The organism is Cohnella lubricantis (assembly GCF_014212015.1).
Classification (GTDB): Bacteria; Bacillota; Bacilli; order Paenibacillales; family Paenibacillaceae; genus Cohnella; species Cohnella lubricantis.
Window position 1 is genome coordinate 1 of the sequence record NZ_JACJVN010000085.1, and the last position, 1,342, is coordinate 1,342.

Annotated in this window: 2 protein-coding genes; both read right to left on the reverse strand. The window is 50.7% G+C overall.

The window, feature by feature from the left end; translation table 11 throughout:
• Positions 1–69: 69 nt before the first annotated feature.
• The gene (locus tag H4Q31_RS21700) at positions 70–270 is read right to left on the reverse strand and encodes a hypothetical protein (RefSeq protein WP_260440179.1); all 201 of its coding nucleotides are present in this window, start codon (positions 268–270) and stop codon (positions 70–72) included.
• Between the two features lie 86 nt (positions 271–356).
• The coding region (locus H4Q31_RS19525) for an IS110 family RNA-guided transposase (protein WP_260440180.1) at positions 357–1,342 on the reverse strand (986 nt) is incomplete at its 5' end.

The window sequence follows — 1,342 nt, forward strand, 5'->3', positions numbered from 1 at the left end:
GCACGCACGGTGGAAAATGCGCATGGCAAAGCTAGGCTACCGCTAGCAGCCCATTGAAAAGGGGGGATCTTAGGCTTGCTTGGTTACCACGAATCCGCTTTGTTCAAGTTGACGAATCATCATCAATTGTTTTCGTGCCAGAGTTTCTGCTTTACGTCGTTCTAAATAGTCTGCGCCGAGTTCTTTGTAAGGCTCTTTCGTAATGAGCACATGGTACACAATCCGAAGCATGGTATGACCGAGAGCGACTTGTGCCTTCTTCTTGCCCATCCGCTTGACCCACAGCCAGTACCTAGCAGAAAGCCTTGTATTTCGCGTCATTGAGGCAGCCCAAGCACATTCGCACAAGATCGACTTTAAGATGCTGTTACCGGATCTGGCTCGAATTCGTTTTTTTTACCTGCACTCTCGTGATTGCCGGGGCACATTCCCGCCCAAGCTGCCAAATGGCCATCGCTTTTAAATTGACTCATGTCCAGTCCAATTTCGGCAAGTATGATCATCGCCGATTGTTCGTTAATACCCGGAATGGATATTAGCAACTCAAGGGCATTCTGCTTGTCCTCCAGTCTCCGGCGTGTTTCGGCTTCAACTTGTTCAATGGCTTGCTCTAAGTACATCAAATGCTCCCAACTCATGCGGATGAGGTTGCGATGATGCTTGCGAAGACGCCCGTTAAGGGACTGAAGCAGTTTGGGGGACTTATGTTTGAGCGCGCCTCGCATCTCGGTCTGCAGAAACTCCATAGTGACGACCTCATCGTTCACAATCTTCTGCAAGAGCAATCGACCAGAGGTGCCGAAGATATCGGACATGTGAGTGGTGAGCTTCACATTAGCATCTTGCAAAACCTTGTGAATACGATTCTTTTCGGTGGTCGCGTTATAGATTAGTTTCCTGCGGTAACGAGTCAGATCGCGCAATTCGCGGATCTCTACCGGGGGAACAAAGCTGGATTCGATAAGCCCGCAACGAAGCAGTTTGGCGAGCCATTCGGCATCCTTCATGTCGGTTTTACGTCCCGGAAGATTCTTCACGTGGTGAGCATTAGCGAGCACAAGTTCAAATTCGAAAGCTTCAAGCACGTTCCACACAGGCTTCCAGAAGACGCCGGTGCTCTCCATGGCAACTTGCGTGCACCCCTGTTCAGTGAGCCATTCGCCAAGTTCCTCTAGCTCATGGGTCATCGTTCCGAAGGTGCGAAGCTCAGACTTGGGCGCTCGATCGAGAGGACCCGCGAGTACACAAGCGACAACTGTTTCTTGATGAACATCTAAGCCGGCACAGCGTTCAACAATCGCCTCCATCATGGTAGACCAACCTCCAAAATAGGGTGGGGGGG